Origin of the sequence: Agrobacterium sp. Ap1 (assembly GCF_017313375.1) — a bacterium.
In the GTDB taxonomy this organism is placed as follows: Bacteria; Pseudomonadota; Alphaproteobacteria; order Rhizobiales; family Rhizobiaceae; genus Neorhizobium; species Neorhizobium cellulosilyticum.
In genome coordinates this window covers 276,321-303,217 of record NZ_JAFLMY010000007.1, presented here as the reverse complement: position 1 = coordinate 303,217, position 26,897 = coordinate 276,321, and the positions used below count along the sequence as shown (strand labels likewise).

The following is a 26,897-nucleotide window of genomic DNA, read 5'->3' as shown; positions in this document are numbered from 1 at the left end:
TTGAGACAATCGCTACGATGAGCGATGATCCACTCATCAGCCTGCCAGCAGCAAGCTGACACTCATCCGGCCCTCTGGGATGAGCCGTGGCCGTCTAAGCTACACCACTCCCTGGGACACGATCCCGACTGCTGCAAAGGCGTAAGTCCAAGCGACATTATATCGCAATTTGAGCCGCGCATTGTACGTACTGAAACCGTTATGGGTCAGCGTGATGCGCAGTCGACAGGAGTTGGACCCAGTATGTTGAACCGTCGCCGTTTTCTCAGCCAGGCCGCAACAGCCTCTCTTGCCGCCGCTTTCGTTTCCCGCGGCGCAAACCCGGTTTTCGCTGCCGACAAAGCGGCTGATATCGCCGCATGGCGCACATTCGAGGTAACGACCAAGGTAGACCTCACGGACACGACAGGCCCGGCAAAGCTGTGGCTGCCTGTTGCCCAGTCGGCTGGCGAATACCAGAAGGCATCTGCGCCGCACTGGACGTCCGATTCGAAGCAGATCGCAATCAAGAAGGATGCCATATCAGGCGCTGATATTCTTTCTGTCGAGTGGCAGGCTGACGGAAAACGAAGCATCGAATTCACCCAGATGGTCCAGACACGCAATCGCATCGCCGACGGCGTTGCGGTATCACAGGCCGAACTTGATGCCGCTCTCGTCGCCACGCCGAGCGCGCCGATCGACGGCATCGTCAAGGATACGGCGATGAAGATCATCGGCGCCCGTGAGAAAGACGAGGACAAGGCCCGCGCAATATATGACTGGGTTGTCGAGAACACCTTCCGCGACGCCAATGTCGCCGGCTGCGGCGTCGGTAATGTGAAGGACATGCTGGAAAGCGGTTATTTCGGCGGTAAGTGCGCCGACATCAACAGCCTGTACACGGCGCTTGCCCGTGCCGCTGGCCTTCCTGCCCGTGACGTCTTTGGTGTTCGCGTGGCGACATCGGAACAATTCAAGGCACTCGGCCGCGCCGGCGACATTACCGGTGCACAGCACTGTCGCGCCGAAGTCTATCTTGAAGGCCAGGGCTGGGTTCCGGTCGACCCGGCAGACGTCCGCAAGGTTGTGCTGGAGGAGAAATTGCCACTCGACAACGATGCCGTCCAGGCTTTCCGCCAGAAGGCTTTCGGCAACTGGGAAATGAACTGGATTGGTTACAACACAGCCCGTGACATCACCCTGCCTGGCAACGAAATCCGCCAGAATTTCTTCATGTATCCCGCAGCCTTCACGTCGCGCGGCGAAGTGGATTGCCTGAGCCCGAAGACATTCGCCTATTCGATTTCCTCCAAGGAAATCACGGGCTGATACTGGTCGTTTGATCCCATAAAAAGCCGCCTTTGCGGGTGGTTTTTTATGGGAGGGGTGTGCTGCGATCAGTGCGGTTTGATTTCCTCGATCATTAGCCGAAGCCCATCTTCATTGAAAAACTCGCCATCGCGGATCAACGACCGGTCCTCTTCCAGCTTACGCCCCAGTGAAGCCAGACGCGCCTTGGCCTCCGGATCTTCTACAAGCCCCTCACGACCGGCACGGTAGAACACGGCGCCGGACCAGTTGACACCAGCGCCCCTAAAAAGGTTCGTCATGTCGGGCCAGCGCAACTCGTCGCCCACCACATGCAGATATGCGGAGCGCAGCAGTTCCACCTTGGTTTCCCTGATCGAGACCAGAATGAAGAGCATGGTGAAAGAGCCGGTCTCGGCATAGGTGTCGATCACCCAGTCGTCGAAATCGCTATCGGCGGGAGGACTACTCATGACTTTCTCCTGATGGCGGAAGAGAATGGGAGTCGAACCCACCCAAGACAGCGTCGCTGCCCCACCCGGATTTGAAGTCCGGACGTCCCACCGGGGACGATTCTCTTCCATTTTCGGCATCAGGACCGGACAGGCCGAACAGGTCGAGCCGATGCGGGTTGATACGGCGAAGATCACCGCGCCGCAAGGTTACACCATGGCGATCGAAAAACTCGAGGATTTCGATCGCGACCTTTCTACCGTTGTTGACCCGGTCCCGGAAGGATCTGGCAACGAATTCCCCATGTTCCGCCACGGCCGCCAGCTCGCGCACGATCCGCACCATCTCCGCCGTGGTTTCGCGGGTGAAGAAGTGGTCGTGGCGGATCTGGTCGACACGACCGAGCCGGGCACAAAGTTTCAGCACACGCCGTATCTCGCGCTCTTCGACGCCGATCAGTTCGACAAGATCGCGCACGCGCGGCGGGCGGAAACGGTTTTCACCGGTCAGATACGGCAGAATTTCGGAATAGAGTGCTTCTTCCTCCTCCCCCAACTGCGCCACATGGGTGGGCAAGCGTAGAAACGCGCCCTCAAGCACGATATTGCCGATCGCGGCTTCGGCACGCATGACGGCGAGAAAAGCAGGTGCTGGAAGGCGCGGCGTCATAGCCATGCGCAGCCGCTCGCGGCCTTGGCCCTGCAACTCTGGGTTTTCCGAGTGGAAGGTCGTCAACAGTTCGATCAGTTGCGTGGAAAAGGCCCCGCGATGGGCGGCCGACATGGCGTAACCGACACCTCCAGCTTCGACCAACACGATACCGGCTGCGTCCGTCACGGTCGTCAATTGCGGTGGTGCCATCGCACGGTCGCGGGCAAATGCGTCGAGATCGACCAGGTAGGGCGCGGTATCCAGCAATGCGGCAAGCTGTTCGGCTGCAGTGGGCCTGCTCGCGGCCGCCAACTGTTCTAGCCGCTCAGGCGTGCGCCGTTTTCTGGCGGGCGGCCTCAGGTCGATGAGAGATCCACCACCTATGGTGCGTTGAGCCGAAACATCGCGCAGGATGAAACGATCTCCAACCGCTGCTGCAATCGCACGATCGAGCACAAGCTGCACGCGAGCGGTCGTGCCCGGCGCCACCGGCCCTTCGAGCGGCACTATGCGCACTCCGGTCTCGACGCTTTCATGATGAAAACGCGCAGAAAACCACTGGCCGATCGCCTTGGGCTCGTTCGCCAGCACCGAGAGCTCGGCATCGATCCGGTCAGTCGGAGCGTGCAGGAGAGGGTCGACCACCATGTCGCCGCGATGGATTGCATCCTTGGCGATCGCCTCACCGGCGAGATTGAGCGCGCAGCGTTGTCCGGCAAACCCGCGCTCGACCTTCTGGTTTTGCGCGTGGATGGAGCGGATACGGGCCGACAGGCCCGAAGGCGAGACGGTAACCGCATCGCCGATCGCAACCGAACCGGAAAGAACCGTGCCAGTGACGACGGTGCCGGCACCCGAAAGCGTGAAAGAACGATCGATGGCAAGACGGAAGCGGCCGTCAATCGCAGTCTCGACAGTTGCCCGCTCGGCCTCGGCAAGGATCGACTTAAGCTTCTCGATACCTTGGCCCGTCAGCGCAGAGACCGGCAGGATATCGATACCGCTCAGGCGCGTGGGGGCAAGCAGGGCCTGGATCTCATTGGAAACCGTGGCGGTCCGCTCTTCATCCGCCAGATCAGCCTTGGTCAGCGCAACGATACCACGGTCGATACCGAGCAGGTCCAGAATGGCGAGATGTTCTCGGGTCTGCGGCATGATCCCGTCATCGGCCGCCACCACCAACAGCGCGTAGTCAATTCCACCTGCACCCGCCAGCATGGTGTGGATGAAACGCTCATGGCCGGGCACGTCGATAAAACCGGTGACGGCATCGCCTGAAAACTTGGCATAGGCAAAACCAAGATCAATGGTGATGCCGCGCGCCTTTTCTTCCTTCAGCCGGTCGGCGTCGGTACCGGTCAGCGCCTTAACAAGCGCCGTTTTGCCGTGATCGATATGGCCTGCGGTTCCGATGATCATGACTTGCCTCGCGCGGCGATAATCTCCGAGAGCGGCAGTTTCGCGCGGCGTTCAGCTTCCGTCGTCTCGGCCAACGTGAGGTTTTCGCGAGCCGCGTTCAGAAACGGCTGGGCAAGAGCGCTGCCGCCATTCAGGGCACGAAGCAGCCATGCGAGTGCATCAACGCGGTCGGCCGGCATTCCTGCACCCATATGGTAGGCAGCTCCCAGCATGGCCTGCGCATCCGCATCATCACCCGCGGCTCCCTTGCGCCACCAGTAGACGGCCTGTGCCGGATCACGGTCGACACCGAGCGCATTGTGGTAGAGCATGCCGAGGCGGGTCATAGAGGCCGCGATGCCGGCTTCGGCTGCCTGTTCGGCCCATGACTTTGCCTCTGCAGGATCGGACGGGATGATCTCGCCTTCGAGCAGAAGCCAGCTCAGCATATCCTGAGCCGGGGCATCTCCCTGTTCCGCGGCAAGGCGATAAAGCTTTGCTGCCCTTGCCGGATCCGCATCAGACCCGATTGCGTCGGAACCCTGCATGTAAAAGGCCGCGCAGTTACGCTGGCCAACAGGATCGCCGGCTTCAGCTGACAATGTCAGCCATTTCAGCGCCAGCGGCCGGTCGGATGTCACACCGAGACCTTCGGCAAAACAGGCCCCGATATTGTTCTGGGCACGGGCATTGCCCGCACGAGCGAGCGGCTCCCAAAGCGCCAACGCCGTTTCGTAATCGCCGGCATTGGCCGCAGCCAGAGCACTCTCCATCTCGACAGAAACCGTATCAGCCGCAGTTTCCGCCGCCTTGCCGCGCAGCCGGTCAAGCCAGCGCATGACCGGTCCCCTCGGAAAGGCTCGCGATGAAGGAATTTTCATCGGTAAGGCAACGCAGATCCAGCACCATGGCGCCATCCTGCAACCGTCCAAGGATCGGCCGCGGCAACGAGCGGAACAGTGATGCCAGTGCTTCCAGCGCACTGCCTGATGCGGCAGTGATCCGCAACCCGGCACTCGGGACAGTATCGACCGGCAGCGCCCCGGAGCCGATCTGGCTCGAGCACGGACAGATCTCGACACCGTAACCTTGTCGCTGCAGCAGCGATGTGACTTGTGGCAACAGACGCTCCGCTTGCGCCCGGATTTCCGGCTGCTTGCGTGACAGCATGCGCAGCGTCGGCAGGCGTTCGCCCAGTCGGTCCGGATCACGATAGAGTTTCAGCGTTGCGGCAAGCGCTGCGATGCGGATCTTGTCGACCCGCAGTGCCCGCTTCAGCGGGTTGCGGTTGATTTCGGCGATCAGGTGCTTGCGGCCGACGATGAAGCCCGCCTGCGGCCCGCCAAGCAGCTTGTCGCCGGAAAACGTCACGAGATCGGCGCCTTCCACTATAGCCTCGCGCACGGTTGGCTCCTTGGCGAGCCCGTAGCGAGAAAGATCGACCAGCGTGCCGGATCCGAGATCGTTCAGCAGCGCAACCCCCAGATCCCTGGCGATCCTCGCAAGCTCGGCACCCTCGACCTCCGCCGTAAACCCTTCGATCCGGTAGTTGGAAGTGTGAACCTTGAGGATCAGCGCAGTCTCAGGCCCGACCGCCTTGATATAGTCGCGCGGATGCGTGCGGTTGGTCGTGCCGACTTCTACTAGCTCAACGCCAGCGCGCTCCATGATGTCGGGCATTCGGAATGCGCCGCCGATCTCGATCAGCTCACCGCGTGAAACGATCGCCTGACGCCCGGCACCGATCGCATTGAGCGAAATCAGCACGGCCGCCGCATTGTTGTTGACGATCGTCGCGTCCTCGGCTCCGGTCAGTTCGCAAAGAAGCTCGCGCAAATGGCCGTCTCGTTCACCGCGCCTGCCGGTATCGAGATCGAATTCGAGCGCTGCCGCATCCCGCATCGCGTCGACTGCCGCGGCGATTGCTTCTTCTGCAAGCAGCGCGCGACCGAGATTGGTATGAAGCACCGTGCCTGTGAGATTGAAGAGAGGCCGCAAATTGGACTTTTCCAGATAACCGAGGCGGCTGATGAGCGAGGCGAGCACACCCGCCTCATCGGGAACCTCGGCGCCGGCCTTCACCGCTTCCCGGATATCGACAAGCACGCCCCTCAACTCGTCGGTCACCACGCCGCGGCCATGGCGCTCGATCAGAGGCGCAATTGAAGGCAGGTTCATCATCCGGTCGACGGATGGCAGATGGCGAAGATCGGCTAATCCCGGCATCGGCTCAGTATCCGATCAGGAAGGGATTGAAGCCCGCACGGCGATAATCGGTTTCCTTCATCAAAATGTCGAGGCCGAGGCTTGAAACATCGTCGGCAATCACTTCCAGCGTCGGGTTCTTGTTCTGATAGAGGATCTTGCTCCAGCTGTTACAGCTATCGCAGGTTTCGGCCTTGATCACGGAGTCCTCGCCACCATCGATTTCAACCGCGCGATAGCCAACACCCTTGGTCGAGCCGCAGGCGAGGCATTTCACCCGAACTTCGTTCCACATCGTCGCGCAGCAGGAGCAGCAGGCGTAACGCGCTCCTTCCGCCCCCTGCACGCCGATCACCATGGATCCGGCCGGTTTGCCGCCACAGGATGGGCAGACACCGACGGATACCGGTACCAGCGCCTTGCCATCAAGCGTGGCGGCAAGGCGTGCCGCATGAACCTGCGTCGCGGCGGCGACATAGAGGTGATGCGCAAGGCTTTCCACCGGCAGGCTGTCAGTGATCGCGTTCTCTGCCATCCAGGCAAGCGTATCGTCATCGGCGGAACGAACCGCTTTCAGCGCTTCCGCCGCAGCTGCCGGCATTTCCAGAGCCTGCGCACGATCGAGGAAAAGCCTCACGGTCTTGCGATAATCGTCCGACAGGATCATCGCTGAACGATCGATCGGCGGCATGGCACCTTCGCGAGCACGCGCAGCTTGCCCGGTTTCGATCGGCTCTAAAGGCGCCAGCTCGGAAACGAGATCGGCCTGAATGCGCGCGATACCGGCAAGAAATTTGAGATAAGGAGCGAGATTGCTGGTTTCGGCCAACACCTCGAAGCGTGTAGCCCGTTCCTTGAACAAGCGGGCCGGGTGCGGCATCAGGGCAAAAGGCGCCTTGGAAATGCCCCCGATCATAGATGGATCGGGCTGTAGGGATGATACGGACATTCTACCTCGCGGGGCCGACCGGCCACAGCTTCCTGTCGCGCATTGTTTCGAAGGCAGACAGCCTCGAAGAACAGATGCGTCGTTGAAACCTAAGGGGCGTCGCACGCATGGGCGCGCAACGCCCTTCCTTGTTATTCTGCCGGATCGATCCTGCCGCGTCCAGCCATGTCCTTGAACCACTTGCGATGGTGGCGCCAGGCCCAGCCGCCGGTCACGGTTCCGCGCGTCATGGCGCTGATCGTGCCGCGTGTCCAGATCGCCGCATAGACATGCAGGATGAAGACCAGGATAATGGCAACGGCGGCAAGTGAGTGGACCAGAAGTGCCACACGCTGGGTCGGTATGCTGGTCAGCAAACCAAAATACTGTTCCCAGGCCATGATGCCGGTGGCAATCAGCACGATAATGAGCGCCGCCATGCCCCAGAAAATGAACTTCTGGCCGGCATTGTATTTGCCGAGTTCCGGCAATCGCTCCTCATGTCCGCCGATCACGTCACCGATCTGCGAGGCCCATTTCACGTCATCCCGGTTGGGCAGGTTCAGCTTCCACAACTGCGCGAACAGGATGAAGAAGGAGATGAAAAGCACGATGCCGATCCACGGGTGGATCCAGCGCGTCATCTGCCCCCCGCCGAAGAGGTCGGTCAGGAAAAACAGCGACGGGTGGAACATGGCAAGGCCGGACAACAGCAGCAGGATCAGGCTGATCGCAGTGACCCAGTGATTGATGCGTTTGCCGATGCCGTAGCGAACGACTTCGACCGGCGGGCCACGTCGGATCGTGTCTTCGGCACCCGCCTTGGCAGCTGCGACGTTGGCAGAGGTGTTATCCGCTAGACTGCTCATCAGGCGTCCTCCTCACGCTTGTCGGCGTGATCAACGGCTTCCTGCGCTTCCTGTTCCTCGTGTTTCGACACGCGGTTGGCCTTGGCGAACAGGCCGTGCAGGATCGTGCCTGCCGCAGCAAGCCCCATCACTGCGAGACCGGCATATTTGGTCGCACCCTTCCACGTCTGCACGACGGCGGAAATGGCAGGGTTGTCCGGCAGGTCCGCATAGATATGCGGCTTGTCGTTATGGTGCAGCACATACATGACGTGCGTGCCGCCGACGCCCGGTGGGTCGTATAGACCGGCGTTGGCATAACCGCGCGACTTCAGATCTGCGATGCGGCCTTCCGCATGTTCCTTCATGTCTTCCTTGGTGCCGAAGACGATCGCCTGTGTGGGACAGGCCTTGGCGCAGGCCGGGCCTTGGCCCACGGCAACGCGGTCGGAACAGAGCGTGCATTTGTAAGCCCTGTGATCCGTCTTCGAGATGCGGGGAATGTTGAAGGGACAGCCCTTCACGCAATAACCGCAGCCGATGCAATTCTCATGCACGAAGTCGACGATGCCGTTCGAATACTGCACGATCGCGCCCGGCGACGGGCAGGCCTTCAGACAGCCCGGATCGGCACAATGCATGCAGCCGTCCTTGCGAATCAGCCATTCCAGATTGTCGGTCTCCGGGTTCACCCATTCGGTAAACCGCATGAGCGTGAACATGTCGGCGGAAAGATCGTGCGGGTTCGTATAGACCCCGACGTTTTCGCCGATAGCCGGATTGGTGTCGTTCCACTCAACGCAGGCCGATTGGCAGGCCTTGCAGCCGATGCATTTTGAAACGTCGATGAGCTTTGCGACGGGAGTGAGCTGCCGCTCAGGTTGCGGCAGCTCGGATGTGGCAGAGCGACGGATGAGGTCACGCTGCGTCAGGTTGGTTTCCATCGGCTGCACCGGCGGATTGCTGACGGCGGTGCGCGGGCTGTCCATGGTATTGGCCATCAGACGCTTGCCTCCTTGTCCTTGGGTGCGGTCGAAGGTTCGATATTGACGAGGAACGCCTTCGATTCCGGAGTTTCGATATTGGCGTCACCGACAAAGGCCGCGAGCGAATTCGGGCCGAAACCCTTCTTCGCCGAACCGGTAAAGCCCCAGTGCAGCGGAATACCGACGATATGCACCGGCTTTCCGTCGCAGATGAGCGGCCGGATGCGCTTCGTCACCACGGCCTTGGCCTTGATCGAGCCACGTTTGGACCATACCCGGACCCAGCCGCCATGCTCGATTTTCTTTTCCGCAGCCAGCTCTTCCGAGATTTCCACGAAGAATTCCGGCTGAAGCGCCGAGTTCACCCGGTTGTGCTTCGTCCAGTAGTGGAAATGCTCGGTCAGACGGTAGGAGGTCGCCGCATAGGGGAACTCCGCCGACGTACCGAGCTGTTCGGCGTCCGACTTGAACACGCGGGCAACCGGGTTGCCGCGCATCTTGCGATTGAAGACGTTTTCGACCGGGCTTTCGAACGGCTCCATGTGTGCCGGGAACGGACCGTCACGCATCATGCCGCGAGCGAACAGACGCGAAACACCTTCCTGGTTCATTATGAACGGGCCGACATCCTGCGGTTTCGCCGTCGGCGAAATGTCGGGAACGTCATAACCCGTCCACTTGGAACCATCCCATTCGAGCAGCTTGCGGGTCGGATCCCAAGGCTTGCCGTTAATATCCGCGGATGCACGGTTGTAGAGCGTGCGGCGGTTCAGCGGCCAGGCGAAAGTCCAGCCCAGATAGGCGCCGGTATCGTCCGGATCGTGGTTGTCACGACGACCCATATTATTGCCCTGCTCGTTCCAGCAGCCGGAATAGATCCAGCAGCCAGCCATGGTCGAGCCGTCGTCGCGAAGCTGCGAGAAGTTGACCACCTGCTTGCCGGCAGCAACCAGAACCTTGCTCGGATCGGTCGGGTCCATGAGATCGCTCAGCGCGCGGCCGTTGATCTCCTTCGCCAGCTCTTCCGCCGTCGGTTCGTTCTCGTCTTCGTAAGCCCAAGACAGGTTGAGGATCGGATCGGGGAAAGCACCGCCTTCCTTGCGATACAGTTCCCGCATGCGCAGGAAGATCTGGGCTATGATCCAGCTGTCGTGCTTGGCTTCGCCCGGAGGCGAGCTTGCCTGCCAGTGCCACTGCAGCCAGCGGCCCGAATTGGTGAGCGATCCGTCTTCCTCGGCAAAGCAGGTCGAAGGCAGCTGGAACACTTCGGTGTTGATGGATGCGGTGTCCACGTCGTTGAAGTCGCCGTGGTTTTCCCAGAACCGTGAGGTCTCGGTTTCCAGCGGGTCCATGGTGACCATGAACTTCAGCTTCGACAGAGAAGACGTGATCTTGGCCCGGTTGGGGAAGGCGAGGATCGGGTTGAAACCCTGGCAGATATAGCCGTTGACCTTGCCGCTGTTCATCAGTTCGAACATGCGAAGGACATCGTATGCCGGAACGTCGAGTTTCGGTATGTAGTTGAACGCCCAGCCATTTTCGGCCGTCGCAGCGTCGCCCCACATGGCCTTCTGGAACGAGACCATGAACTTCTTGTAGTTCTGCCAGTAGCTGGTCTGCCCCGGACGAAGCGGCTTGAACTGGCGCGTCGACATGTAGGTCTCGAAGTCGGTGTCCTTCTCAGTCGGCATCGTCAGATAACCGGTGAGGAGATGGGACATCAGGCCGAGGTCCGTCAGACCCTGGATATTCGAGTGGCCACGAAGCGCGTTCATGCCGCCACCGCGTACACCGATATTGCCAAGGATCAGCTGCAGCATCGCCATGGCGCGGATGTTCTGCGAACCCTTGGAATGCTGGGTCCAGCCTAGCGCATACATCGACGTCATTGTCTTGGTCGGTTTAGAGCATTCCGAGATCATCTCGGCAACCTTCAGGAATTTCTCCTTCGGCGTGCCGCAGACCTGTTCGACCAGTTCCGGCGTGTAAGGGGCGAGATGCTCCTTCAAGAGGTTCCAGACGCAACGGGGATGCTCAAGCGTCGGGTCGGTCACGGCAAAGCCGTCATCGCCCATGACATAATCCCAGGTGGATTTGTCGTAGTCGCGCTTTTCTTCGTCATAGCCGGTAAACAGGCCATCCTTGTAGCCGAAACCGTCTTTCACGATGAACGAGGCGTTGGTGAACGCCTTCATGTATTCCCACTGCACCTTGCCGTTATCGATGCAATATTTCATCACACCATTGAGGAAGGCGATGTCGGAACCCTGGCGGATCGGCGCATAATAATCCGATACGGAGGCCGTACGGGTATAGCGCGGGTCAACGACGATCAGCTTGGCGCCGCGATGGGCCTTTGCTTCCGTCACCCATTTAAATCCACAGGGATGCGCTTCCGCCGCGTTGCCGCCCATGACGACGACGAGGTCGGTATTCTTGATGTCGGTCCAAGCATTCGTCATTGAACCACGGCCAAAAGTTGGGCCCAAACTGGACACCGTGGGGCCGTGTCAGACGCGTGCCTGATTATCGAAACCGACTATACCTATGGACTTGGCGAACTTGAAAGTTGTCCAAGCCGTTTCGTTGGAGGTGGCCGACGCTGCGAGCATACCCGTCGTCGTCCAGCGATTGACATCCAGTCCCTTCTCGTTCTTGGCGAGAAAGTTGGCGTCGCGGTCGTCCTTCATCAGCCGCGCGATGCGGTCGAGAGCTTCGTCCCAGGACATGCGTTCGAATTTGTCCGAACCGGGCTTGCGATGCATCGGGTAGAGGAGGCGAGTCGGGGACTTTACAAAGTCCTTTAGCGCCGCCCCCTTGGGACAGAGCGTCCCGCGATTGGTGGGGTGGTCGACATCGCCTTCGATGTGCATAACTTCCGCATTGTCACCCTTGCGCACATCACCCTTGGAATAGATGATGATGCCGCAAGCGACGGAACAGTAAGGACAGGTCTGGCGGGTTTCCGTGGTTGTGGCCAGCTTGAATGGCCGCACATGAGCGATTTCAGCAGATTCAGCTTCGCTAAAACCCAACGCGCCCATGGAAGTCGCCGCAACCCCTGCCCCGGTGAGCTTCAAAAAGCTGCGCCTCGAGAGGTCCATATTCATTGTGAACTTTTCTCCATTCTAATAGAACGAACCAGGTGCGACATTATGCCGGAGCCACCTCATGTCAAGTTAACGGCGACCTGAGTGCCGACATTGTGACGGATTTCGACAAACAACGTTCCAGCGCCCTCCTTTTCGCCTTAACTCGATAAAAAAACGAAGGTTTTTCTACTTCCGGGCATTCGTTAGTGGAATCGTCCTCGACACTTTTGACCGGCGCTCTAGCTTTCCTGCGAACCACTTCATCAAACGCGCCGGCATTGCGGCCGGTTCCAGGAAACCAGGGAAGCTCCGATGTCGCTCACCACTAAGTTTGCGGGCTTTATACTCGCCTTGTCCCTCTCCGCCACGGCGGCATCGGCACAGGTCGTCGTCTCGTCGAAGATCGACACCGAGGGCGGCGTGCTCGGCAACATCATCCTGTCGGTGCTGAAGGCCAACAATATCGAGGCGACCGACCGCATCCAGCTCGGTGCGACGCCGGTTCTGCGCAAGGCGATTACGGCCGGCGAGATCGACATCTATCCGGAATATACCGGCAACGGCGCCTTCTTCTTCGAAAAAGCCGATGATCCGGCATGGAAAGATCCGGTACAAGCCTATGACACGGTGAAGAAGCTCGATCTCGACGCAAACAAGATTGTCTGGCTGACACCCTCACCCGCCAACAATACCTGGGGCATCGCCGTGCGTCAGGATGCTGCGGATGAAAACAAGCTCAAAACGCTCTCGGATTTCGGCAAGTTCATCGCCGGCGGCGGCGATATCGTTCTTGCCGCATCGGCCGAATTCGTAAATTCGGCAGCCGCCCTTCCTGCTTTCCAGACGACCTACGGCTTCAAGCTCAAGCCCGAGCAGCTGATCACGCTTTCGGGTGGCGACACGGCAGCAACGATCGCAGCAGCAGCCAACCAGACGAATGGCGCCAATGCGGCCATGGTCTACGGCACGGATGGCGGCATCGCGCCTTCCGGCCTCGTGGTGCTCGATGACGACAAGAAGGTTCAGCCGGTCTATCAACCGGCCCCGATCATCCGTCAGGCAACGCTCGAAAAGAACCCGAAGATTGCCGAGTTGCTGAAGCCCGTCTTCGAGAAACTGGATCTCGTGACCCTTCAGGATTTGAACGGCCGCGTTCAGGTGGGCGGCGAGCCGGCCAAGACCGTCGCCGAGGACTTTTTGAAGAAAAACGGCTTCCTCAAGTAAGTCCCGCATAGCTTTAACACCGAGAGAAAGGGCAGCGGCTTGCTCAGAGGGCTGGAAAAGACGGGCGTGCTGATGGGCGCCCTCATCCTGGTTGCGACCTTTGCGCTCCCCTTCATCGTGGTCAAGCCGAACCGTATCCTGCAGGGACAGGGACGCTCGCTGATCGAGGGGCTGCCGTCCGTCTCCGGCATCGCGCTGGTCGCAGCCATGGTGATCGTGGCCGTCTGTCTTCTCATTCGCCTGCCGCCTCTCGCGCGGCTGGCAATCGCGACGGCCGGACTGCTTGCCGCCATTCTGGCTCTCGGAGGAGCGGCGCATGCCGGACTTCCACCAGGCAATACCTATGCCCGGGTATCGCCCGGCTCGGGCTTCTGGCTGCTTCTGTTCAGCCTCTCGCTCGCCTTCATCGACGTCGTCGCCAGGCTCAGGCTTTCACCGGCTGCACGACTGCTGCTGCTGGTCATCGCGGCGACTGTGATCGGCGGCATATTCGCATCCGGCATCCTCGCCGATATCTCGGTGATGAAGGAATATGTGAACCGCTCGGATGCATTCTGGGCCGAGATGTCGCGTCATGCGATGCTGGCGCTCGGCTCCATGCTGGTCGCCTTCCTGATCGGTCTGCCGCTCGGCGTCATCTCCCATCGCATATCATGGCTGCGGGCGGCGGCACTCAACACGCTCAATATCCTGCAGACCATCCCCTCGATTGCCCTCTTCGGCCTTTTGATCCTGCCGCTCGGCTGGGTGGCCGCGCACATACCCGGAGCCGCCGCAATCGGCATTTCCGGCATAGGGACAGCACCCGCCTTCGTCGCACTCGTGCTTTATTCGCTCCTGCCGGTCGTCGCCAACACGGTCGCCGGTCTCGAAAACGTGCCGCGCGAGGCCAATGATGCCGCACGCGGCGCCGGCATGACCGACTTTCAGCGGCTCGTCTCGATCGAGTTCCCCTTGACCTTCCCGAGCCTGCTTGCAGCAATCCGCATCGTCCTGATCCAGAATATTGGCATGGCGACGATTGCGGCGCTGATCGGCGGCGGCGGCATGGGGGTCTTCGTCTTCCAGGGGCTAGGTCAGTCGGCGATGGACCTCGTTCTGCTCGGCGCATTGCCAACCGTCGCCATGTCATTCGTCGCCGCCATCGTCCTCGATGCGCTGGTGGATTTCAGCAGAGCACCCGGCAGCGAGGTCCGCGCCACGTGATCGATATCCAGTCCGTCACCAAGCGTTATGGCGGCAAGGCCGTGGTCGACAGCGTCTCGTTCGCGGTCCCCGAGGGCACGATTGCCGTACTGGTTGGCACATCCGGTTCCGGCAAGACGACACTTCTGCGGATGATCAATCAGCTCGTTTCGCAGGACGAGGGCACGATCCTGATCGGCGGGGAAGACACGCGCAACATTCCCGGCCACGAACTGCGGCGGCGTATCGGTTATGCGATCCAGGGCCATGGCCTGTTTCCCCACCGTACTGTCGCCGAAAACATCGCAACCGTGCCGCGCCTGCTCAAATGGGAGAAATCGCGGATCGACGCGCGGGTTGCCGAACTGCTCGATCTCTTCCAGCTCGATCCCGCAGCTTTTGCAAACCGCTATCCGCACCAGCTTTCCGGTGGCCAGCAGCAACGTGTCGGCGTCGCCCGCGCGCTTGCGGCCGAACCGAAAATCCTGCTGATGGACGAACCCTTTGGCGCGCTGGACCCGGTTCTGCGCAGCAAGGCGCAGGACGAGCTTCTGGCGATCCAGAAGCGGTTCGGCACGACAATCGTCATCGTCACCCACGATATCAACGAGGCTTTCCATCTCGGCGACACGATTGCGGTGATGGACAAGGGCAGGCTCCTGCAATATGGCCGCCCCATCGATCTCCTGAAGGCACCTGCAACATCCTTTGTCGAAGGACTGGTTGGTACATTCGACCGTCCGTTCCGGCTTCTGTCGCTCGACACCTTGGCTGGAATAATCGAACCAGGAGAGGCCGACGGAGAGCCGATCGAGGAGAACCGAACACGACAGGATGCCCTGGCTGCCCTGATGTGGAGCGGCGCGGATACGCTTCCCGTCGTCTCGGATGACGGCAAGCCGCTCGGTCGCGTACGGTTGCAGACACTTTTGCGCCAGGCGGCCAGGCCGCAATGAGCCTTGTTCGCCTTGCACCCCGCATCATTCTTCTCTTCCTACTGGTTGGCTTTCTCGCCTCACCGGAGAGTTTCGACTTCGCCTTCAAGCCCCTGGTTCAGGCCAATGCACCGGCAATCTACAATCAGGGCGATCTTGCCGCTCTGACGCTGCTACATGTGCGCATGGTGTTCTTCGCAACTCTGCTTGCCACGGTGATTGCCGTCGCACTGGCGATCCTCGTCACCCGCCCCTTCGGCGCCGAATTCCTGCCGCTTGCCCGAGCGATAGTGAATATCGGCCAGACCTTTCCTCCGGTCGCCGTGCTGGCACTGGCCGTCCCGGCCATGGGCTTCGGCAATGGACCGACGCTGGTCGCGCTGTTTCTCTACGCGCTTCTGCCGATTTTCGAGAACACGATGACGGCGCTGACGACCGTGCCGCGGAACATCATCGATGCCGCCAAAGGCAATGGAATGACACGCTCTCAGATTTTCCGCCAGATAGAACTGCCGTTCAGCCTGCCGATGATCGTCGGCGGCATCAAGATTTCGACCGTCATCGGTTTCGGCACCGCCACGATTGGCTCCACCGTGGCGGCAAAGACACTCGGTGAAGTCATCATCGCAGGACTGCAGTCGAACAACCTCGCCTTCATCCTGCAGGGCGCGCTTCTCGTCGCCGCCCTTGCAATCCTCGTCTTCGATATTCTGTCGATGCTGGAACGATCGCTGACGAAGTGGAAAGCCGCCTAGACGGCTCTCCGATAGATCTCACTCTTCACTGGTTCGCGGCTGAACCTGCTGCGGCCCGAGGATCTCGCGCTTGCCGACATGGTTCGGGGCACCGACGAGACCTTCCTTTTCCATCCGCTCCACCAGCGATGCGGCACGGTTATAGCCGATCGACAGGCGACGCTGGATGTAGGAGGTCGAGCACTTCTTGTCGCGCTGCACGATCTTGACGGCACGCTCATAGAGATCGTCGCCATTGTCTTCCGCGCCCATCGAAGTCTGGTCGAAGACGGCTGCGTCCTCGTCCTGTTCGATGTCGTCTTCTTCCTCGTCCTCGGTCACGCTGCCGAGATAAGAGGGCTGACCTTGCGTCTTCAGATGCGCGACGACCTTCTCGACTTCGTAATCGGAGACGAACGGGCCGTGGACACGGGCAATCCGCCCGCCACCCTTCATGTGCAGCATGTCGCCCTGACCGAGAAGATGTTCGGCACCCTGCTCGCCGAGGATCGTGCGGCTGTCGATCTTCGACGTCACCTGGAAGGAGATACGGGTCGGGAAGTTCGCCTTGATCGTGCCGGTAATGACATCGACGGACGGACGCTGGGTCGCCATGATCAGGTGGATGCCCGCGGCACGTGCCATCTGTGCCAGACGCTGGATAGCGCCTTCGATTTCCTTGCCGGCGACCATCATCAGATCGGCCATCTCGTCGACGATGACCACAATATAAGGCAGCGCCGTCAGGTCGAGAGCCTGTTCCTCGAACACCTGCTCGCCGGTCGAGCGGTCGAAACCGACCGGCACGCTGATCATGATCGTCTCGCCCTTGTTACGGGCTTCGGCGACGCGGGCATTAAAGCCATCGATATTGCGAACGTTGAGGCGCGACATCTTGCGATAACGCTCTTCCATCTCGCGCACGGCCCATTTCAGCGCCAGAACGGCCTTCTTCGGATCGGTAACCACCGGCGTCAGCAGATGCGGAATGCCGTCATAAACGGAGAGTTCCAGCATCTTCGGGTCGACCATGATCAACCGGCATTCTTCGGGGCGAAGATGGTAGAGCAGCGACAGGATCATCGTGTTGATCGCAACCGACTTGCCCGAACCGGTCGTTCCGGCAACCAGAAGATGGGGCATCTTGGCGAGTTCGGCGATAACCGGCTCACCGCCGATCGTCTTGCCGAGGCAAAGCGGCAAGCGGTAATCGGTGCCGATATAGGAATTGCTCTCGACCAGTTCACGCAGATAAACGGTCTCGCGTTCGACATTCGGCAATTCGATGCCGATGACGTTGCGGCCGGGGATTACGGCGACGCGGGCGGACAGAGCGGACATCGAACGGGCGATATCGTCCGACAGGTTCATGACGCGCGAGGATTTTACACCCGGAGCCGGGGCAAATTCGTAAAGCGTAACGACCGGGCCGGGACGAACGTCGATAATCTCGCCCTTGACGCCGAAATCCTCGAGAATGCTTTCCAGCAGTCCGGCGCTCTGTTCCAGCGCCTCCTGGCTCATCGTCTGCTCTTCGCGCGGTTCGGCGACCTGCAGGAGATCGATATCCGGGAAGGTGTAGTCTTCAGTAAATTGCAGCACACGCGGCTTGCGAACGGCAACCGGCGCGGCGGGCTGAATTTCGACCGGTTCCGCCACCAGCACTGGCTGTTCAGCGACCACTTCGATCGGCGTGGCATAAGCGGCGGGCTCTATAAACGGCACAGACTGCGGCTCTGCGGCGAACGGAGAAGGCGCAACCTGTCTGATCGCGACCTGGCGATAAAGATCGATCGCAGACGGCGCTTCGTGAACGACGGGAGCAATGACCGGTGCGGCCTCAACAACGGCCGAAACAGGAATATGCACCGGTGCCGGCGGCACGAAACGGGTAACGGTCGGCTTCAGCGCCGCAGGAACAGGCTTCTGCGCGACCTGAGGCGCAGCCAATTCTCGTGACGGAGCTTTCTGCTCGATATTCTCCGAAGCACCAAGGCTCATCATTTCCCAGATCAAATGATCCGGGATCGACGTTACGCGGCGGGTGGGTGCATTTTGCGCAGGCGTGCTTTCCGGCTGCGCGGGCATAGGAGCAGCCGCGACAGGCTGACGATAGATCGGCTGTTCGACGACCCGCTGCATGGCTGCCTCGATCGGCTGCGAAACGGGAACAGCAGGCGCGGATGGTGCGAATGCCTGGCCGATGCGGCGCTGGAGATTAGTCACTTGGGAACCTGTATTTGCATGATGTGGAGCCGACTGGCCCGCGGGCATGGAGATGGCGATTGGTTGCCGCGCCTGTGCTGGAGCCGCGCTCTCAGTATGACCGGTCTCCTCGACGGTAACGACGTCCTGCTTGGCAGGGCCGCGGCCGGGCGTGCGGGTAAAGCGCACATTGGGCGCCAGTATGAAAGCGCGCTGCCATGTCGGAAGCTTTTCCGGATCCAGCTCGACCGCCGGTATCGGCTCCGGCAACGGCAGAGGCTGCTCCGCGTCATTGGCGGCCACGAACTCTTGTTCGTCACTCCAATTGGCGTCTTCGACTGAGGAAATGTCTTTGCGGGAAGGCGGAAAATGCATGTACGCGAAACCATCAAACAACGTGATCACACCGGTCCCTGTTAATAAAAAGAAAACCTTAACCAGGTGTTTCCGAGACCGGTCTTTTCCGCATCATTTTAGAGCGAACGAAGATTGGACCACACCATCAACCCGCGAGGCGGAGCGGTAGAAACCTCACAAATACAGGGCTTTCAGCGGCGTTCCGCGTAGTCGCTTCGAACGATTCCATGACGTTGAAGCTTGTCATAAAATGTCTTGCGCGGGATGCCGAGCGCTGTGATCGTCTGTTGAACGTCACCGCCGAACTCGGTCAGCGTTTCGCGAATGATATCAGCCTCGAAACGCTCCACCCGCTCTGGCAGGCCCGCACCATCTTCGCCCTTGGCCAGTGGCGCCGACAGCGGTGCAGACGGTTCAAGACCGAGCACGAATCGCTCAGCGTAATGGGAAAGCTCGCGGACATTACCGGGCCACGGATGATCCCGCAGATGCTCGACCACCTGGCGCGGCAGGTCCGAAACCTCGCGACCGAAACGCTGCCCGGCCTTTCTGGTGAAGTAGTTGAACAGGAGCGGAATGTCTTCGCGCCGTTCCCTGAGTGGTGGGATCGTCAACGTCACCACATTCAGCCGGTAATAAAGATCCTCGCGAAAGACCGCCCTTTGGTCAGGGTGACCGAGATCGACCTTCGAGGCTGCCACGACGCGCAAATCCACCGGGCGCACCTCGTTCGTGCCAAGCGGTGTGACCTCGCGCATTTCAAGGACCCGCAACATCTGCACCTGGGCGGAAAGCGGCATGCTCTCGATCTCGTCGAGAAACAGCGTACCGCCGCTCGAATGCTCGATCCGGCCGACCCGCTTCTTCTGTGCCCCGGTAAATGCCCCTGCTTCATGACCGAAAAGCTCACTCTCGATCACCTGTTCGGGAAGAGCACCACAATTCAGCGCAACGAAATTGCCGGTCGATCGCCGGCTCCATGAATGGAGCATGCTCGCGACCACTTCCTTGCCGCTGCCCGTTTCTCCCGTCACCAGCACATCGACATCGGTATCGGCGATCTGGCGAAGCATATGACGCAACCGCTCCATGACAGACGTCTGGCCGATCAGCGGCAAACCGTCGTCAGCTTCGGCACCGGCAGCGCGCAGCCGCCGATTTTCCATCACGAGGCTCCGCTTTTCCGCGGCATGCCGGACACATTGGATCAGCCGCTCGGTCGCAAACGGCTTGGCGATGAAGTCATATACGCCATTTTGGATAGCCTTCACCGCCATTGGTATGTCGCCGTGGCCGGTCATCAGAATGACCGGCAATTCACGATCGAAGCCCGCGATCCGGTCGAAAAGCTGCAATCCGTCCAGCCCCGGCATGCGGATATCCGAGACGACCACGCCGGGAAAGCCGTCGCCGAGTTGCGACAGAGCCTCGATGCCCGTCGAAAACGAGCGGACATCGAAACCGGCAAGGCTCAAAGTCTGGGCGGTCGCCTTCAACAGATCCTTGTCGTCATCGATAAGAAAAACGGGAACGGCTTCGGTCATGTTCAGGCTCTTTTCAGATGAACGGTAAATCGGGTCCCGGTCTCACCCGTCTCTACATCAAGCTGACCGCCGTAGTCCGCCACGATGTCCTTGCAGATGACCAGCCCAAGTCCCAGCCCCTTTTCCTTGGAAGAATTGAACGGCTGGAACAGTTCGGCGAGAATGCCGGAAGCGATTCCCGGACCATTATCCGCCACGCCGACGGATACCTTCTCATCCGTCGCCACCGTCGAAACGGTAACCCGCCCCCTCTCGCGCCCCTCCACCGCTTCAAGCGCGTTCTGCAGAAGATTGATGAAGATCTGCTCCAGCCTCAACCGGCTTCCCATCACTTCCAGATCGGCCGCAATCGGTTCGATAGTCAGCATGTCAAGCGACCCCGTGAACCGGCTCTGCAGCAGCAGCACTGCACCTTCAAGCACCTCTGCCAGCAAAACCGGCTCGGCTGCCGTGCGACCGCGCCGCGCCAGCGCCTTCAGGTCATCGGTAATCGCGCCGATCCGCTCCGTGAGAGAGGCGATAAGATCCAGATTTTCCTTCACCGGCTGTATCTGCTGCCGCTCGAGAAAAATCTTGGAATTATCGGCATAAGCCCGAATGGTGGCCACCGGCTGGTTGATTTCATGCGCGACACCGGCGGCAACCTGCCCAAGGATTGCAAGACGATTAGCCTGCACCAGATCCTGTTGCACCGCCTGTAGCTTTACCTCTGTCGATTTTCGGTTGGAAATTTCCGCCTGCAGATTGTCACGCGTCAGGCTGAGGTCGCGCGTCCGCTCATCGACACGCCGTTCAAGCTCTTCGCGCGCAGCCAATGCACCGATGATCTGCGCCTGCGCCATCTGCCGGCGACGGATCCAGACCGCCGTCACGGCAAGTAAGACCAGGAGCCCCAGCGCAGCAATCAGCCGGAATTCACGCATATCCGCAGCAACGGCTCCGTCGATCGGCAGGAGATATTGGAAATGCCAGCCAGTCGAGGCAACGGGGACAGAGATCTGCAAATAGCGGATCTGCCCGCCTCCCGGCAGAAGAACCCGTATGATGTCCGCATCCGGCGCCAGGGTTTCCAGCCGCGTCATCGGCAGGGGGAGAAGCGGTGCATCCCCGAACTGCAGGCTTTCGCGAATGGACGAGAGGCTCGATTGCGGAAGTGGCTTCGTCGTCATGAAACGCCAGGAGGGTATGGTCGTGATCAGCACGGCATGATTGTTGTCGGTGACGAAAGACGGTCGCTGCGTATCGCCCCAATCGGCCTCCAGCTGATCGAATTCCATCTTGGCGACGACGACGCCCAACGGCTTTTCTGGCGAACCTACCCTGTATGAAATATATAGACCCGGCCGGTTGCTGACGGAACCGAGTGCAAAATGTTCCGCTCCCCCCTCCTGCATGCCGCGGGAGAAATAGCTGCGGAATGTATAGTCGTTGCCGACAAAACTCTTTTCCTCGCGCCAGTTGCTGGCCGAAACCGCGATACCATCCGCTGCGACGACATAGATCACCGCCGCCTTGGTAGGCGCGATCAGCTCTTCAAGCTTGCGGCTGAGGGTAATCCTGGCAGCAGGATCGTTGGAAGACAGCGTGTCGACCACATCGCGGTCCTGCGCCAGGAGCAGGGGCAGTGCGCGCGGCCGCTCGAGTACGGCCTGCAACAGCGCCACTTTCAGACTCGCCTCCGTCCGGCCCTGCAAAGACAGTCCGGCAAGTGCCGTCGCACGTCCATAAACACCCGCAACGTAAAAAACCGCGGCACAGGCGACAAGGGCCACCAGGCAGAAAACAATCCAGGTGCGGCGCGTTGCCGGCAGGCGCTCGGCTATCTGAGGCGTAGACATGGGCGCAATTGAGCATAAATCCGCACACAATACAAATATGACCGTGCGGAAATCCGCTCAAATCTCAACCAACAAATGGCGAAACACAATTTAATTGATTGCAATCAAGACGTTATGCCACAGGCGGCAAACTGGCACACCTCTTGCTGCCTTGCTTCCGACATCAATGCGCCCGGGAAGAGCCAGCTGGTTGGTTGTGGTGCGATGGAGGACAAAATGATTGCAATACCCGATTCCACGCAGCCGCGTGCCCCGCTGCCGCTGTACCGCCAGCTTTATGTTCAGGTACTGACCGCTATCGTCATCGGCATGCTGATCGGCCATTTCTGGCCTGATTTCGGCGCCAGCCTGAAGCCGCTCGGCGACGCGTTCATCAAGCTCGTCAAGATGATCATCGCACCGGTGATCTTCCTGACTGTCGCCACCGGTATTGCCGGCATGTCGGATCTCAAGAAGGTTGGACGCGTTGCCGGCAAGGCGATGCTCTACTTCCTGACCTTCTCGACGCTGGCCCTGATCGTCGGCCTCATTGTCGGCAACCTGCTGCAGCCGGGTGCCGGCATGAACATCGATCCGGCAACGCTCGACGGCAAGGCAGTCGCCGCCTACGCCACCAAGGCGCATGAGACGACGATCACCGGCTTCCTGATGAACATCATCCCGGACACGATCGTCGGCGCCTTCTCGCAGGGTGATATCCTGCAGGTGCTGTTCTTCTCCGTCCTGTTCGGCATCGCGCTCGGCATGGTCGGCGAAAAGGGCAAGCCGGTCTACGACTTCCTGACTGCGCTCACCGCCCCGATGTTCCGCCTCGTCGCAATCCTGATGAAGGCCGCCCCGATCGGCGCTTTCGGCGCCATGGCCTTCACCATCGGTAAATACGGCATCGGTTCGGTTGCCAACCTCGCCTTCCTTATCCTGTCGTTCTACATCACCGCGATCCTGTTCGTCGTCGTGATCCTCGGCGCGGTGGCGAAATATAACGGCTTCTCGATCTTCGCCCTGCTGCGTTACATCAAGGAAGAACTGCTTCTCGTGCTCGGCACCTCCTCCTCGGAAGCTGCCCTGCCGAACCTGATGCAGAAGATGGAACGTGCCGGCTGCAAGCGCTCGGTTGTGGGACTGGTCATCCCGACCGGTTATTCCTTCAACCTCGACGGCACCAACATCTACATGACGATGGCGGCGCTGTTCATTGCCCAGGCTACCGGCATCGACCTTTCGCTCATGGACCAGATCCTGCTTCTGCTCGTGGCAATGCTCTCTTCCAAGGGTGCTGCAGGCATTACCGGCGCAGGCTTTATTACGCTTGCTGCAACGCTCTCGGTCGTTCCGTCCGTTCCGGTCGCAGGCATGGCGCTTATCCTCGGCATCGACCGCTTCATGTCGGAATGCCGCGCGCTGACCAACCTCGTCGGCAATGCGGTTGCCACCATCGTCGTTGCACGCTGGGAAGGCGAACTCGACAAGGAGATGCTGGACGCCGCCCTCGCCAAGGGCTCCAACGTCACCGTGCCGGGCAACCTGCAGCCCGCCGAATAAGCCTCCCAAGGCTTGGATGGGGTGAGATCCCCCACCCCAATCTGCCGCCTCCGGGCGGCAGATCTGTTTTTACCACCGGCTGTCAGCCAAGACTTTTGCCGAACCGCGCAAAACTGTCGGCCAGCACCGTCGTTCCGGCACCCGGCTTTTCAGGCCGTTTGTAGACCCCGCCCACGACATCCGCCGGTTCTTCGAAATGATCCTTGATCCAGGGGATATATTCGAGAATGGTCGATGCCGGATGCCAGTAGCTCAGATGCACATGCACCTGGCTCATCTCACCCGCATGCGGCACGACAGGCAGCCGGTTCGCCAGCGCCAGATCGGCCACCTGGATATATTCGGTAATCCCGCCAAGCCGCGTCACGTCGGGCTGCACATAGGCAACCGCTCCGGCATTGATGAAGCTGCGAAATGCATCGACCGTATAAAGCTGCTCGCCGAGCGCCACCGGAATGGTCGAGGACCGCGCCAGCAGACGATGGCTCTCCACGTCGTCATACCACATCGGCTCTTCGAACCAGTAGATATCGAGATCGCGCGCCCGCTCGCAGAAGCGCAGGCAGGTCGGCAGGTCCCATTTGCCATTGCCGTCGATCGCGATGCGGATATCCGGCCCCAGCCGTTTGCGCACGGCCGCAAGCCTGCGGACATCGACATTCGGATCGTCGTGGCCGACCTTCAGCTTGATCCGGGTAAATCCATCCTCTTCGACCGCACGCGCAGAACCCGACAGAAGATCGTCCAGCGAGAATGACAGCCAGCCGATATCGGTATTATAGGCCTCAAGCGCGTCGGTCCTTGCGCCACCGAGATAAGCCCAGAGCGGCAGTCCCGCCTTCTTCGCCTTCAGGTCCCAGATCGCCACATCGACGGCAGCAAGCGCCAGATGCGTGATCCCCGCCCGGCCGACCCATTGCAGCGACGGATAACGCGCAAGCTTGGTCCAGAGCCGTTGATGATCATTGGCATCCTCACCGATCAGAAGCGGCGCATAGCAGTCGCGAATGCAGGCCGTGATCAGCCGGTCGGATGCCAGATGCGCATGGGTGCCGGTAAAACCGTAGCCGGTCAGCCCATCCGTCGTGGTGATCGCCACCCCGACCACGCCCCAATGGGTGATGCTGTGGGTCGAATCCGAAATCGACGCCGATGTCAGCGGCAGATGAAGGATGAATGGTTCCAGGGACTTGATCTTCAATGTCGGCTCCTCCCGATGATCATGATCACAAACTGAATTCGACGTCTCGCAGGCGCTCCAGATAGGCCACATTCGGCAATGACAGGCCGCGCGCGGCATTGGCAATGCGCAGCATGGCGCGCTCCCGCGAGATTTTCAGATGATTGGCAAGCGCCGCACCGGCATCCGCGACCCGGCCCGCCATCAGCCGCTCGAAAACCTCGACATGTTCCAGCAGGAACGGCTCGTCGGTGATCGGCGGCGTCTTGGGCTGGTAGAGTCTGTGATGCGCGACCAGAACGGCCTGCGGCAGGCTGATTGCCTGCATTAGCGGAGCATTGTCGCAATAGCCGAGCAACTGGCCGTGAAGCTGCAGCTCGACCGCGTCCAGCATCGCGCCATCCGCCGCATCTCCCGCGTTGATCGCGTGCTGCAGATCGATAAACAGGGCCGGCAGCACCTCATCCGGCAAATGCGGAAAGGCCTGCTGCAGCGCCAGCGGCTCAAGCGTCCATCGCAATTCGTAGAGCTGGTTCACATGCCTTGCGGTCAGTGCCGGCACATGCCAGCGACCGGCATCATCCTTGCTGACGATGCCGCGCTGCTGCAGTCTCGCCACAACCTCGCGGGCAACCGTACGGCTCACCCCGAAAGCTTTCGCCAGCGCCACCTCGTTGATGCGCCAGCTGGCGATCGATGTTCGGGAGACGATCTCCATCTCCACCTGCCGGTAGATCAGCTCCCAGCTCGCCAGAAAATGAAGCTGCATGTCGTCCGGGCCGGAAGTATCGACCGCGTCGCCAACGTTTTGGCTGGTAGATCCACCCCCTGCAACAACCTGATATCCTCGCCCCTCGGATTTACGGACAAGCCCCAGCGCCTCCAGTTCCGACAGGGCCTGTCGTGCCGGCGCCCGGCTGATGCCGAACCTTTTCGCAATGGCGGTCTCGTTCAGCCTTGCGGCGTCATGCCACCCACCGGAGCGGATTTCCGACGCGACCACCGCAAGAGCTCGCTGGTAGAGTTTGGGCGAACGCCCCGATACGGCATTACTCGGCCCCTCCGTCATTTCACCGTCCCCATGATGCCGTCCTGGCGAAAATCGCAACCGACCGTCTTTCATTCATTTACATTCGCAAGCAAGAATGTCTAGTGTACACAAAAGACAATAATTTCGAGGAAATGCCATGGATGCTGTTCATCAGACAGTCTCGCTTTCGGATCTCGACCGCTTTTGCCGTAAGGTCCTGACCGCTTGCGGTGCCAACGATGCGACGGCTGACGCGACGACGCGCGCCCTCATGCACGCCACGCGCTGCGGCGTGGACAGCCACGGCGTCCGCCTGCTTGCCCACTACATCAAGGCTCTCGAAGGCGGCCGTCTGAACAAGAACCCTGACATCCGCAAAGTCGCTGGTTTCGGCGCGGTGGAAACGCTGGACGGCGACCATGCCCAAGGCGCCGTTCCTGCCTATGCCGCCATGGCGCGGGCAATCGACCTCGCCGGAAAATTCGGCATCGGCGCCGTCGGCGTCCGCAACAATTCGCATTTCGGCGCGGCAGGCGCCTATTCGGTCGAGGCCGTCAGACATGGTATGATCGGCCTGTCTTTCTGCAACTCCGACAGTTTTGTCCGGCTGCACGATGGTGCCTCGCGCTTCCACGGCACCAACCCGATTTCGATGGCTGTCCCGATTGCCGGTGAAGATCCGTGGTTCCTCGACATGGCGACCAGCGCCGTCCCATTCAATCGTGTCCTGCTTTATCGCAGTACCGGGACAAGGCTGCCCGAGGGCGTCGCGTCTGACGAAGCCGGCATCAACACGACGGACCCGCATCTGACCGAAATGCTCGCCCCACTGGGTGACGCCTTCGGTTTCAAGGGTGCCGGCCTTGCCGGTATCGCGGAAATCTTCAGCGCAGTGCTCACCGGCATGCGTCTAAGCTTCGACATCCCCTCGATGATGGGTGAGGATATGGAGACTCCGCGCCTGCTTGGGGCTTTCGTCATGGCCATCCAGCCCGAAGCCTTCGTCGACAGACCAACCTTCGAGGCCGGCATAAAACGCTATGTTGAAACGCTGCGGACATCGCCTGCCCGTGCCGGCGCATCCGTCATGGCGCCTGGCGACCGCGAATGGAAGGTCGCACGCCATCGCGATGCTCATGGCGTCGAGCTCGATCCGGTAACAAGAGCCGCGTTTCTGGAGCTGTCCGGGACCTACAACGTTCCGATGCCGGCCTGAACAAGTTTCTGTGAGGAGCCCACTTGACGAATGATAATTGGTAAGACAATCTGACC

At 60.3% G+C, this 26,897-nt stretch carries 19 protein-coding genes, 1 tRNA gene and 1 pseudogene; 7 read left to right on the top strand and 14 right to left on the bottom strand.

The annotated features are described in order from the left end of the window. The first annotated feature begins 243 nt into the window (after window positions 1–243). The gene (locus JZX87_RS16620; RefSeq protein ID WP_148145060.1) at window positions 244–1,311 is read left to right on the top strand and encodes a transglutaminase-like domain-containing protein; all 1,068 of its coding nucleotides are present in this window, start codon (window positions 244–246) and stop codon (window positions 1,309–1,311) included. Between the two features lie 68 nt (window positions 1,312–1,379). On the opposite strand, the gene JZX87_RS16615 is transcribed toward JZX87_RS16620, so the two are convergent. The 9 genes and pseudogenes from JZX87_RS16615 to fdnG all read right to left on the bottom strand — a co-directional run bounded on the left by JZX87_RS16615 (window position 1,380) and on the right by fdnG (window position 11,869). Then, window positions 1,380–1,763, bottom strand: a complete 384-nt coding sequence (locus JZX87_RS16615) for a hypothetical protein (RefSeq protein WP_206826831.1) — start codon at window positions 1,761–1,763, stop codon at window positions 1,380–1,382. Window positions 1,764–1,776: 13 nt separating this feature from the next. Beyond that, window positions 1,777–1,872 (bottom strand) — tRNA-Sec (locus tag JZX87_RS16610). Between the two features lie 27 nt (window positions 1,873–1,899). Further along, a pseudogene (selB, locus tag JZX87_RS16605) lies at window positions 1,900–3,813 on the bottom strand (selenocysteine-specific translation elongation factor); the annotation flags it as partial. Beyond that, the gene (locus JZX87_RS16600; RefSeq protein ID WP_206826830.1) at window positions 3,810–4,631 is read right to left on the bottom strand and encodes a tetratricopeptide repeat protein; all 822 of its coding nucleotides are present in this window, start codon (window positions 4,629–4,631) and stop codon (window positions 3,810–3,812) included. The pseudogene selB and the gene JZX87_RS16600, both read right to left, overlap by 4 nt. After that, window positions 4,618–6,018 carry an L-seryl-tRNA(Sec) selenium transferase gene (gene selA, locus JZX87_RS16595; protein ID WP_206826829.1) on the bottom strand — a complete coding sequence of 467 codons (1,401 nt, stop codon included), beginning with the start codon at window positions 6,016–6,018 and terminating at the stop codon, window positions 4,618–4,620. Before selA ends, JZX87_RS16600 begins: the two co-directional genes overlap by 14 nt. A gap of 4 nt (window positions 6,019–6,022) precedes the next feature. Continuing rightward, window positions 6,023–6,946, bottom strand: coding sequence for a formate dehydrogenase accessory protein FdhE (gene fdhE / locus JZX87_RS16590; RefSeq protein WP_206826828.1), 924 nt, complete (start codon window positions 6,944–6,946; stop codon window positions 6,023–6,025). A 131-nt stretch (window positions 6,947–7,077) separates the two neighbouring features. After that, window positions 7,078–7,794: a formate dehydrogenase subunit gamma gene (locus JZX87_RS16585; RefSeq protein ID WP_206826827.1), complete on the bottom strand. Its 717-nt coding sequence runs from the start codon at window positions 7,792–7,794 to the stop codon at window positions 7,078–7,080. Next, window positions 7,794–8,774, bottom strand: a complete 981-nt coding sequence (gene fdxH, locus JZX87_RS16580) for a formate dehydrogenase subunit beta (RefSeq protein ID WP_502711318.1) — start codon at window positions 8,772–8,774, stop codon at window positions 7,794–7,796. Before fdxH ends, JZX87_RS16585 begins: the two co-directional genes overlap by 1 nt. Next, the gene (gene fdnG / locus JZX87_RS16575; RefSeq protein WP_206826826.1) at window positions 8,774–11,869 is read right to left on the bottom strand and encodes a formate dehydrogenase-N subunit alpha; all 3,096 of its coding nucleotides are present in this window, start codon (window positions 11,867–11,869) and stop codon (window positions 8,774–8,776) included. Before fdnG ends, fdxH begins: the two co-directional genes overlap by 1 nt. Before the next feature lie 294 nt (window positions 11,870–12,163). On the opposite strand from fdnG, the gene osmF reads away from it, so the two are divergent. The 4 genes from osmF to JZX87_RS16555 are packed head-to-tail and all read left to right on the top strand — an operon-like array spanning window position 12,164 to window position 15,950. Continuing rightward, on the top strand, window positions 12,164–13,075 hold the full coding sequence (gene osmF, locus JZX87_RS16570; protein ID WP_148145068.1) for a glycine betaine ABC transporter substrate-binding protein OsmF: 912 nt from the start codon (window positions 12,164–12,166) through the stop codon (window positions 13,073–13,075). Window positions 13,076–13,114: 39 nt separating this feature from the next. Next, window positions 13,115–14,281: an ABC transporter permease subunit gene (locus tag JZX87_RS16565; RefSeq protein WP_500066010.1), complete on the top strand. Its 1,167-nt coding sequence runs from the start codon at window positions 13,115–13,117 to the stop codon at window positions 14,279–14,281. Beyond that, window positions 14,278–15,216: an ABC transporter ATP-binding protein gene (locus JZX87_RS16560; protein ID WP_206826824.1), complete on the top strand. Its 939-nt coding sequence runs from the start codon at window positions 14,278–14,280 to the stop codon at window positions 15,214–15,216. The genes JZX87_RS16565 and JZX87_RS16560 overlap by 4 nt, the downstream gene beginning before the upstream one ends. Next, window positions 15,213–15,950 (top strand): ABC transporter permease, encoded by a 738-nt coding sequence (locus tag JZX87_RS16555; protein ID WP_206826822.1) that lies wholly within the window; start codon window positions 15,213–15,215, stop codon window positions 15,948–15,950. Before JZX87_RS16560 ends, JZX87_RS16555 begins: the two co-directional genes overlap by 4 nt. A gap of 18 nt (window positions 15,951–15,968) precedes the next feature. Here the strand turns inward: JZX87_RS16555 and JZX87_RS16550 are convergent, their stop codons facing one another. The 3 genes from JZX87_RS16550 to JZX87_RS16540 form a co-directional block, all read right to left on the bottom strand. Then, window positions 15,969–18,509, bottom strand: a complete 2,541-nt coding sequence (locus JZX87_RS16550; RefSeq protein ID WP_206826820.1) for a DNA translocase FtsK — start codon at window positions 18,507–18,509, stop codon at window positions 15,969–15,971. Window positions 18,510–18,682: 173 nt separating this feature from the next. After that, complete coding sequence (locus JZX87_RS16545; RefSeq protein WP_148145072.1) at window positions 18,683–20,035, bottom strand: sigma-54-dependent transcriptional regulator; 1,353 nt, start codon at window positions 20,033–20,035, stop codon at window positions 18,683–18,685. 2 nt (window positions 20,036–20,037) lie between these two features. Beyond that, the gene (locus JZX87_RS16540) at window positions 20,038–21,873 is read right to left on the bottom strand and encodes a sensor histidine kinase (protein ID WP_148145073.1); all 1,836 of its coding nucleotides are present in this window, start codon (window positions 21,871–21,873) and stop codon (window positions 20,038–20,040) included. Between the two features lie 216 nt (window positions 21,874–22,089). Between JZX87_RS16540 and JZX87_RS16535 the strand changes: the two genes are divergently transcribed. After that, the gene (locus tag JZX87_RS16535) at window positions 22,090–23,415 is read left to right on the top strand and encodes a dicarboxylate/amino acid:cation symporter (RefSeq protein WP_148145074.1); all 1,326 of its coding nucleotides are present in this window, start codon (window positions 22,090–22,092) and stop codon (window positions 23,413–23,415) included. Between the two features lie 82 nt (window positions 23,416–23,497). Here JZX87_RS16535 and JZX87_RS16530 read toward each other — a convergent pair whose 3' ends face one another. After that, entirely contained in the window at window positions 23,498–24,616 is a 1,119-nt protein-coding gene (locus tag JZX87_RS16530; RefSeq protein ID WP_206826819.1) for a mandelate racemase/muconate lactonizing enzyme family protein, read from the bottom strand. A 25-nt stretch (window positions 24,617–24,641) separates the two neighbouring features. Beyond that, window positions 24,642–25,664, bottom strand: a complete 1,023-nt coding sequence (locus JZX87_RS16525; RefSeq protein ID WP_206826818.1) for a GntR family transcriptional regulator — start codon at window positions 25,662–25,664, stop codon at window positions 24,642–24,644. A gap of 118 nt (window positions 25,665–25,782) precedes the next feature. Here JZX87_RS16525 and JZX87_RS16520 point away from each other — a divergent pair, with 118 nt between their 5' ends. Further along, complete coding sequence (locus JZX87_RS16520) at window positions 25,783–26,841, top strand: Ldh family oxidoreductase (protein WP_206826817.1); 1,059 nt, start codon at window positions 25,783–25,785, stop codon at window positions 26,839–26,841. Window positions 26,842–26,897 lie beyond the last annotated feature (56 nt).